At 71.7% G+C, this 11,107-nt stretch carries 1 protein-coding gene; it reads right to left on the bottom strand.

Annotated features, from left to right (window positions below; translation table 11 throughout):
- The coding region (locus ACWD11_RS34660; RefSeq protein ID WP_451287874.1) for an SDR family NAD(P)-dependent oxidoreductase at nucleotides 1-11,107 on the bottom strand (11,107 nt) is incomplete at both ends.

The following is an 11,107-nucleotide window of genomic DNA, read 5'->3' as shown; positions in this document are numbered from 1 at the left end:
GGCAACGGCTCCAGCACACCCGACTCGAACAGCCCCATCAACGCCCGCAACATCTCGCCGATCCGCACCGGACCCGCATCAAGCATGTCGAACGCCACGTACTCGACACCCGGCTGCTCCACGCCCACCCGGACGTCCGTCTTGCCCATCTCCAGGAAACGGCCACCAGAGGTCAACAAGTCCAGTGAGGCGTCGACATACTCGCCGGCCAGCGAGTTCAGCACGACATCCACACCCGCCCCGGCGAAAGTCTCCCGGAACCCCAGATCCCGCGACGACGCGATCTGGTCATCCCCGAGCCCCAGCCCGCGCAGCACCTCCCACTTCCCCGGACTCGCCGTCGCCAGCACCCGCGCACCCAGATGACGGGCCAGCTGCACCGCAGCCATCCCCACCCCACCCGCACCCGCGTGCACCAAAACCGTCTCCCCGGCCCGCACACGACCGAGATCCACCAGCCCGTAATACGCGGTCAAGAACACCACCGGAACAGTCGCCGCCTGCTCGAACGACCACCCCTCCGGCACACGGACCACCACCCGCGCATCCGCCACCGCCAACGGACCGAAACTGCGCGGCACGAGCCCGAGCACCCGGTCACCCACCGCGAACTCGGTGACGTCATCGGCCGTCTCCACGACCACACCGGCGATCTCGCTCCCGATGAACGCCTCACCGGGATACATGCCGAGACCGATCAGGACGTCACGGAAGTTCACCCCGGCCGCCCGGACCGAGATGCGCACCTGACCGGACTCCAGCGGCGCGGCGGCCTCCGGCGCCGGAACCAGCGCCAGCCCGTCCAACGTGCCGGAACCCGAGGTGTCCAGCCGCCACGCGGACTCCCCCGCCGGAACCGCCAGGCTCCCGCCCGACCCGGCCGCACGCACCAGACGCGGCACCAGCACCCGGCCCTCCCGGACCGCCAGCTGGGGCTCACCACTGGCCAACGCTGACCGCACCACGGCCGCATCGTCACCGTCGGCGGTCGGGTCCAGGTCGAGCAGAACGAACCGCTCCGGATACTCGGACTGCGCGGACCGCACGAGCCCCCACACGGGTGCGGTCGCAAGATCAGCGAGGTCACCGCCATCGATGGCCACCGCGCCCCGCGTCACCACGACGAGCCGCGACTCGGCCAACCGCTCCTCGCGCAGCCAACTCTGCACCAGTGCCAGCACATTGGCGGTAGCGGTCTCGGGGTCGCCACCGGCGGGCGGAGTGAACAGGACGAGCGGCGGTACGGAGGAGACGCCGTCGAAGAGGGCGGCGAGGTCGACGTACCCACCCTCCTCCGCCGTGCCGATCACGGCCCAGTCGCCCGTCACGTCCGCGTCCGCCGACTGGGGCACGCTCTCCCACATCAGCCGGTAGAGGGAGTCCGTCCCGGTGGTGAGGGACGACGTCAACTGCTCCGCTGTGACGGGCCGCAGTGTCAGGGAGTCGGCGGCGGCGATGGGGGCACCGGTGCCGTCGGCGAGGAGCACGGAGAGCGCGTCCCCGCCGAGGGCCGTGATACGGACGCGGGCGGCGGTGGCACCGGACGCCAGGAGCGACACGCCCTCCCACAGGAACGGAAGCCGCAGCCCTTCACTGGGCTCTGCGGTCGCCAGCACCGCATGCAGGGAAACGTCCAGCAGCGCCGGGTGCACCCCGAACTTCCCCGCCTCGGCATGCAGTTCCTCTGCCAGCTCCACCTCGGCGAAGAGTTCGTCGCCCCGGCGCCAGGCGGCGGTCATGCCCTGGAAGGCGGGGCCGTAGCCGTAACCGGCGGTCTCGGCCGCGGCGTAGAAGCCGGACACGTCCACTGGTTCCGCTCCGGCGGGCGGCCAGACGGTGAGGTCGGCGGGCGGATCTGCCGGGGTCCGCGCGAGGACTCCCCGCGCGTGCGCGGTCCACGGCTCGGCCGTCTCCGGTCGCGAGTACACCGTAAGCGGGCGCCGCCCGTCCTCATCGGCTGCGCCTACGACGACCTGGACCTGAACTCCGTTCTGCGCGGGGAGGATCAGCGGTGCCTGGAGGCTGAGTTCGGCAAGGTGCGCGGCGCCGACCTCGTCCCCGGCGCGGATCGCCAGTTCCACGAACCCGGTGCCGGGGAAGAGGACCGTACCGGCGACGGCATGGTCGGCGAGCCAGGGGTGCGTGCGCAGGGAGAGGCGGCCGGTGAGCATGACCCCACCGTCGGCGGCGAGACTGACGGCGGCGCCCAGCAAGGGGTGCCCGGCGGCACCTTGTCCCAGCCCGACGGGGTCGCCTGTCGGGCCGGCGGACTCCAGCCAGTAGCGCTCGCGCTGGAAGGGGTACGTGGGCAGGTCGACGCGGTGCGGGTTGCGGCCGGTGAAGAGGGCGGCCCAGTCGACGTCGACGCCACTGACCCAGAGCTGGGACAGGGCCTGCGTGAACGTCTCCACCTCAGCGTGGCCCCGCCGGGTGGCCGGGACGAACAGGCCCTCGACGCTCTCGGCGGCCATAGCGGTGAGCGTGGCGTCCGGGCCCAGCTCCAGGAACTTCGTCACCCCGGACTCGGCCAGCACAGCGACCCCGTCAGCGAAACGGACCGCTTCGCGAACATGCCGCACCCAGTACTCCGGGGTCCGGATCTCCTCGCCCGCCACCCGGCCCGACAGGTTCGACACCACCGGGATCCGCGGCTCGGCGTAGTCGACGCTCGCGGCCACCTGAGCGAAGTCCGCCAGCATCGGCTCCATCAGGGAGGAGTGGAAAGCGTGCGAGACCGCCAGCCGCCGCGTCTTGACCCCGGCCGCCGTCAGCCGCTCCCGCACCACCTCGACATCCGCCTCGGCTCCCGAAACCACCACCGAGGTCGGCCCGTTGACGGCAGCCACATCAACCCGCTCCGCGTGGACGTCCTCGACACCGGCCTGCACCGCGAGCATCGCCCCGCCCTCGGGCAGCGCCTGCATCAACGACCCCCGCGCAGCGACCAACCGGCAGGCATCCTCCAGCGAGAACACCCCCGCCACATACGCGGCGACCAACTCACCGATGGAATGCCCCATCACAAAGTCCGGACGAACACCCCACGATTCAGCGAGCCGATAGAGAGCCACCTCGACCGCGAACAACCCGGCCTGCGTGAAGACCGTGCGATCCAGGACCTCACTGTCGGCCGACAGCGCCTCCCTCAACGACCCGGGCAGCAACCCCTCGAACCCGGCACACACCTCATCCAACGCCCGCGCGAACACCGGGAACTCAGCCGCCAGCTCCGCACCCATCCGCGCCCGCTGCGACCCCTGCCCCGTGAACAACACCGCAAGGCGACCGACCACGAGGGCACCGGAGGACTCGACGGAACCCAGCCCCGCCGTCAGCTCCGCACGGTCCCACCCCCACACCACCGCCCGATGCCCCAGCCCGGCGCGACCGGTCGCCAACGACCACCCCACATCCACCGGATCCAGCTCGGCAACGACCCCCGACAACCGCCCGGCCTGCGCCACCAACCCCTCAGCGGACCCGGCGGACAACACCCACGGCAGTACCCCACCCACCGGAGACGGAGACGCCACCTCCTCCGCGCCCTCCGGCGCCTCCTCCAAAATGACGTGCGCATTCGTCCCGCTGGCACCGAAGGACGAGACACCCGCTCGGCGGACACCGTTCGGCGACTCCCAGGCACGTTCCTCCGTCAGGAGGGAGACATGGCCCGCGGACCAGTCGACGTGCGGGGTCGGCTCGTCGACGTGCAGCGTGCGCGGCAGCACCCCCGCCCGCATCGCCATCACCATCTTGATGACACCCGCGACACCGGCCGCCGCCTGCGCGTGCCCGATGTTCGACTTGACCGACCCCAGCCACAACGGACGATCGGCCGCACGGCCGTCACCGTACGTGGCCAGGAGGGCCTGAGCTTCGATTGGGTCCCCCAGGGTCGTACCCGTGCCGTGCGCCTCCACGGCATCCACCTCGGCAGCCGTCAGCCCGGCCTGGGCGAGCGCCTGGCGGATCACGCGCTGCTGCGACGGCCCATTGGGCGCCGTAAGACCATTCGACGCACCGTCCTGATTGATCGCCGAACCCCGCACCACCGCCAACACCTGACGGCCATTACGACGCGCGTCCGACAACCGCTCCAGCAGCAGCACACCCGCACCCTCGGCCCACCCCGTACCGTCCGCCGCAGCCGCGAACGACTTGCAGCGACCGTCCGCGGCCAGCCCACGCTGACGGCTGAAGTCGATGAACGTCCCCGGCGTCGGCATGACCGTGACACCGCCCGCCAGAGCGAGGTCGCACTCGCCCTGGCGCAGTGCCTGGGCCGCGAGGTGCAGCGCGACCAGTGAGGAGGAACAGGCCGTGTCGACCGAGACCGCGGGCCCCTCCAGGCCGAAGGTGTAGGCGAGGCGGCCGGAGACCACGCTTCCGGAGGTTCCGGTTCCGATGTAGCCCTCGATGTCCTCGGGGATGCTCGGAAGCCGGCTGGCGTAGTCGTGGTACATCACGCCCGCGAAAACTCCGGTACGGCTGCCCCGCACCGAGTCCACCGCGATGCCCGCCCGCTCGAACACCTCCCACGACGTCTCCAACAGCAACCGCTGCTGCGGATCCATCGCCACCGCCTCCCGCGGCGAGATCCCGAACAGACCGGCATCGAACTCGGCGGCGTCGTAAAGGAATCCGCCTTCGTTCGCATACGACTTGCCGAACGCCCCCGGATCCGGATCGAACAGCTTCTCCAGATCCCACCCGCGGTCCGCCGGGAACGGACCGACCGCGTCCCCGCCCTCCGCCACCAACCGCCACAGATCCTCCGGCGACGACACACCACCCGGATAACGGCAGGCAGCCGAGACGATCACCACCGGATCATCCGCCACCCCAGCGGTAACCACAGGAACCGCCCCGGCAGCCTCCGCACCGGCAGCGGACCCCACCAGCTCACGCAAGAGCAGACCCGCCACCGCCACCGGCGTCGGATAGTCGAACACCAACGTTGCCGGAAGCCGCACCCCCACCGCCTCACCCAGCCGGTTGCGCAGCTCCACCGCCAGCAGCGAATCGAAGCCCAGCTCCTTGAACGTCCGGTCGGCTCCGACCAGGGCCGTTCCGGCGTGTCCGAGGACGGAGGCGACGTGGGTGCGCACGATGTCCAGGACGACCGGCTCACGCTCGGTCGCGGGTAGGGCGAGAAGTCTACGGGCCAGCGTGGACCCGCCGGACTCGGTGCGGTCGGCACCGGCCGCGCGGCGAACGGTCGTGGGCACGAGGGTGCGCAGGAGCGGCGGCAGTGCGCCCGTGCCGGCCTGGGTCCGCAGCGCGGCCCAGTCGAAGGCGACCGGCACGAGGTGCGCGTCACCCCGGGCCATGGCGGCGTCGAAGGCGGCCAGTGCCTCGGCGGTGGTCAGCGGGGTCATCGCCTGCCGGGCGACCCGAGCCCGGTCGGCGTCGGTCATCGTGCCCGTCATCCCGCTGGCGTCGGCCCACAGGCCCCAGGCCAGGGAGGTGGCGGGCAGTCCTTCGGTGCGGCGGTGCTGGGCCAGAGCGTCCAAGTAGGCGTTGGCGGCAGCGTAGTTGGCCTGCCCCACCGTGCCGAAGACACCGGCGGCGGAGGAGAAGAGGACGAAGGCGGAGAGGTCGAGGTCGCGGGTCAGCTCGTGCAGATGCACGGCGGCGTCGATCTTCGGACGCAGAACGGCGTCGAGCCGGTCGGGGGTCAGCGAGGCGAGGACGCCGTCGTCGAGGACACCGGCGAGGTGGACCACGCCCGTGACGGGATGCGAGGCGAGCAGCGCCGCCAACGCCTCACGATCGGCGGCATCACACGCCACGGCCTCGGCCACCGCACCCGCGGCGGTCAGCTCGGCCACCAGTTCCGCCGCCCCCGGAGCCGCGGGCCCCCGACGACTGGCCAGCACCAGCCGCCGCACGCCATGCTCCGCCACCAGATGCCGGGCGACCAACCCGCCCAGCGTCCCAGTGCCGCCCGTGACCAGGACCGCCCCGTCCCCGAATCCGGCAGCGGGCGCGGTGTCGGAAGCGTTCGCCCGCACCAGGCGGGGCGCCAGCGCCTGACCTCCGCGAACCGCGATCTGCCACTCCCCCGCGCCGAACGCGGCGAGCGCGGGCATGAGTTCATCGGTGTCGACGTCCAAATCGACGACCAAGTCGACGTCCAGGTCGAGCAGGCCGAACCGTCCGGGGTTCTCCGCCTCGGCCGAGCGCACGAGCCCCCACACCGCGGAGGCCGCAAGGTCGGTAGGCGCGCCGGGGCCGGTGGCGACGGCGCCGTGTGTGGCGACGACCAGGCGCGACCCGGCGAACCGCTCGTCCAGCAGCCACTCCTGCGCCATGGCGAGCACCGCACCCACCACGACTCCGGCCGCGGCGCCCGCCGGTACCGGCGGCCTCCACACCACCAGCGCGGGAACAGCCGTATCGGCCAGCGACGACAGCCCATCACCGGAACCGTCGTCGAGCCACACCCAACCCGGCTCGTCCTGCCTGGCCGTAGCGGTGAGGGGCGTCCACTCCACCCGGAACAGAGCATCCCGTACGGCGGACTCCACCCGCTCCAGCGGGCGCAGCACAAGCGACTCCACGAAGGCCACCGGAGCGCCCTCGGCATCGGCCACCCACACCGACACCGCGCCCTCTCCGACCGGAGCCAGCCGCACCCGCACCGCCGACGCCCCCACCGCCGACAGCGACACACCCGACCACACGAACGGCAGCCGCACCTCACCGCCGTCCACCGGCAACACCGCGTGCAACGCCGCGTCCAGCAACGCCGGATGCATCCCGAACCGGGCCGCCTCGGACTGCTCGGACTCACCCAGTGCGACCTCGGCGAAGACCTCGTCCCCACGCCGCCACAGTGCGCGCAGCCCTTGGAACACGGGCCCGTAGTGGTAACCCGAGGCTGCCGCCGCCGAGTAGAAGTCCGACACATCGACGGCTTCGGCACCTTGCGGGGGCCACACGGCGAACTCGCCCGCCGGAACCTGCGCCGTCTCCGCCGACATCGTGCCCATGGCGTGGGTGGTCCACGGGGACTCGGTCCCCGAGTTGTCGGGGCGCGAGTGGATCGTCAACGCCCGGCGGCCGGTGGAGTCGGGGGCCGCGAGAACGACCTGCACCTGCACGGCCGAACTCTCGGGCAGGACGAGAGGTGCCTGCAGAGTGAGTTCCGCGAGATGGCCGCAGCCGACCTCGTCCCCGGCGCGGATCGCCAGTTCCACGAACCCGGTACCGGGGAAGAGGACCGTGCCCGCGACGGCATGGTCCGCGAGCCAGGGGTGCGTCCGCAGAGACAGCCGGCCGGTCAGGACCAGCCCTCCATCGGCGGCAAGTCTCACCGCGGCACCGAGCAGCGGGTGCCCTGCGGCACCGAGGCCCAACTCGGCGGGGTCACCCGTGGACCTCGCCGCCGCCAGCCAGAAGCGCTCACGCTGGAAGGCGTACGTCGGGAGGTCCACGGGGATGACAGCGCGGCCCGCGTAGACGGCTGACCAGTTGATGTCGGTGCCGTGGACCCACAGTTCGGCCGCGTTCGCGAGGAAGCGGGCGTTCTCGTCCTCGTCCCGGCGCAGGGTGCCGACGACCGTGACCCGCTTCTCCGCAGCCTCGGCAATCGACTGCACGCCCATGGTCAGCACGGGATGCGCACTGACTTCAATCAGCCGGAAATGACCCTGCCCCATGGCTACTTGGACCGCTTCGGTGAAGCGCACGGGCTGACGCAAGCCCTCGTACCAGTACGAGGCGTCCATGGTCTCGGTGTCCAACAGGCCACCGGTGACCGTGGAGATGATCGGCACCCGCGACACCTGCGGCACCACCGGGGCAAGGTCCTCCAGCAACCGCTCCCGTATGTCCTCCACATGGGCGGAGTGCGAGGCGTAATCCACCGGAACCCGCCGGGCCCGAACACCAGCGGCCTCCGCCCGCGCCGAGATCTCATCCAGGGCTTCCGGATCACCCGCCACCACCGTGGCATCCGGACCGTTATAGACGGCTATCGAGACCCGATCACCGTACGACGACACCCACGCCGAAGCCTGCTCAGCACCCGTCGCCAGCGACAACATCCCCCCACGACCGGCCAGTTCATCCCGAATCGCGGCGGACCGCAGCGCCACCACCCGCGCCGCGTCCTCCAGACTCAGCGCACCCACCACCGCAGCAGCGGCAATCTCACCCTGCGAGTGCCCGATCACGGCAGCGGGCTCGATGCCCAATGACTCCCAGACAGCCGCGAGCGAGACCATGACCGCCCACAGAACGGGCTGGACCATGTCCACCCGCTGCATCCACCCGTCATCGTCACCGGTCAGCACCTCGGTCAGCGACCAGTCGACGAACGGGCGGAGCGCCGCCTCGCACTCCCCGATCCGCGCCGCGAACACCGGCGAAGAGTCAAGCAACCCCCGCCCCATCCCCAGCCACTGCGACCCCTGCCCCGGAAACACGAACACCGGCGCACCCGACGCAACAGCCGTACCCGACACCGCGTTACCCGCGACAGCACCCGACGCCAGCGCCTCCAGCCCTGCCGTCAGCTCAGTGTCCTCCCGCCCCCACACCACCGCCCGGTGCTCCAGCGCCGTACGCGAAGCCCACAGACTCCACCCCACATCCACCGGCTCACCCGACAGCCCGGCCAGCCGCCCCGCCTGCGCAGCCAACGCCCCAGCCGTACGCCCCGACACCAGCCACGGCACCACCGCCGACCCCGACAACCCCCCAGCACCGGAGACCACGACCGGACCCAACCCGGCCTCAGCCGGCGCGTCTTCCAGGATCACGTGCGCATTCGTCCCGGAGATACCGAAGGCGGACACGCCGGCCCGGCCGGGGCGGCCCTCGGGGCGTATCTCCACCGGAGCGGTCAGCAGCTCGACGCCGCCCGCCGTCCAGTCGACATGCGGGGTCGGTTCATCCACGTGCAGTGTCTTGGGCAGTACGCCCGCACGCAGGGCCATCACCATCTTGATGACGCCCGCGACACCGGCCGCGGCCTGCGTGTGCCCGATGTTCGACTTCACCGACCCCAGCCACAACGGCCTTTTTTCGTCCCGTCCTTGGCCGTAGGTGGCCAGCAGGGCGTCGGCCTCGATCGGGTCGCCCAGGGTCGTCCCCGTACCGTGTGCCTCCACCGCATCCACCTCGGCGGCGGAGACCCCGGCGTTGGCGAGCGCGGCACGGATGACGCGCTGCTGGGACGGGCCGTTGGGCGCCGTAAGGCCGTTGGACGCACCGTCCTGATTGATCGCCGAACCGCGCACCACGGCGAGGACCCGGTGCCCCTTGGCGAGGGCGTCGGACAGGCGCTCGACCACGAGCACACCGACACCCTCCGACCAGCCCGTTCCGTCGGCGGCGGCCGCGAAGGGCTTGCACCGGCCGTCCGCCGAGAGCCCGCGCTGGCGGCTGAACTCCAGGAAGAGTCCGGGGCTCGGCATCACCGTCACACCGCCCGCCAGGGCGAGGTCGCACTCGCCGCCGCGCAGCGACTGCACCGCCAGATGCAACGCCACCAGCGACGACGAGCAGGCCGTATCGACCGTCACCGCCGGACCCTCAAGCCCGAAGGTGTAGGAGAGGCGGCCGGAGACGACGCTCGCAGCGTTGCCCGTCAGGGAGAATCCCTCGACGACGTCCGGCGTACGCTCCAGGTCGACCAGATAGCTCGGGTACCCGGCGCCGACGAAGACGCCGCTGTTCGACCCCTTCAGCGACGCTGCGGCGATGCCGGCGCGCTCGACCGCCTCCCATGCGGTCTCCAGGAGGAGCCGCTGCTGCGGGTCCATGGCCAGCGCCTCGCGCGGCGCGATGCCGAAGAGGTGCGGGTCGAACTCGGCGGCGTCGTACAGGAATCCGCCCTGTCGGGTGTAGGCGGTTCCGGGGTGCGCGGGGTCGGGGTGGTAGAGCGCGTCCAGGTCCCAGCCGCGGTCGCCGGGGAAGCCCCCGACGGCGTCGGCGCCCTCGGTGACCAGCCGCCACAGATCCTCGGGCGAGGCCACGCCGCCGGGGTAGCGGCAGGCCATGCCGACGATCGCGATCGGCTCGTCCGCCGCCACGGCTGAAGGGGCGGTGGTGACAGCCGTCGCCTCCTCCGTACCCCACAGCTCGGTGTGCAGGTGGCCGGCGAGACGAGCCGGGGTGGGGTGATCGAAGACGATCGCGGTGGGCAGCCGCAGCGCCGTGGCGGCGGTGAGCCGGTTGCGGAGTTCGACGGCGGTGAGCGAGTCGAAGCCCTGCTCCTTGAAGGAGCGCTCGGGGTCGACGGACTGTTCGGAGGCATGCCCCAGTACGGCGGCGACATGGACCCGCACCAGCTCCACGAGCCGCCGTTCCCGCTCGGCACGGCTCAGCCCCGCCAAGGTCTCGGCCAGCCCGCCCGAGCCCTGGCTTCCGGCTGTCGTGTCGGCGGTGCGGCGGGTGGTCGCGGGGCGGACGAGTCCGCGCAGTACGGCAGGCACGGCCTCCGAGCCACGCAGACCGGCCAGATCGAGGCGGGCGGGCACGAGAGCGGGCTCGGCGGAGGCGAGCGCCCGGTCCAGCAGAGCCAGCCCTTCCGCGGACGACAAGGGAGCCAACCCACTGCGACTCAGCCGCCGACGATCCGCGAGGTCCAGCTCACCCGTCATGGCACTGGCCTGCTCCCACAGACCCCAGGCCAGGGAGGTCGCGGGCAGCCCTTGGGCGCGGCGGTGATGGGCGAGGGCGTCCAGGAAGGTGTTGGCGGCGGCGTAGTTGGCCTGCCCGGCACCGCCCAGTACACCCGACACCGACGAATACAGCGCAAAGAACGCGAGGTCGGCGTCTTGCGTCAGTTCGTGCAGGTGCAGGGCGGCCTGGACCTTGGGGCGCCAGACCGTGGCCAGTTCCTCCGGGGTGAGGGCGGTGACCAGACCGTCGGCCAGGACACCGGCCGCGTGGACGACACCGGTCAGCGTACGGCCGTCCAGCAGGGCCGCGAGCTGATCACGGTCGGCGGCATCACAGGCCGCCACTTCGATCGCCGCCCCCAACTCCTCTATTTCGGTGATGAGTTCCTGCGCCCCCGATGCCTCCGGTCCGCTGCGGCTGGTCAGCAGCAGGTTCCGTACGCCGTGCTCGGTCACGAGGTGCCGGGCCAGGA

This window comes from Streptomyces sp. NPDC002776 (genome assembly GCF_053592195.1).
The sequence above is the reverse complement of the archived record's forward strand: the minus strand, read 5'-3'. Positions and strand labels throughout refer to the sequence as shown.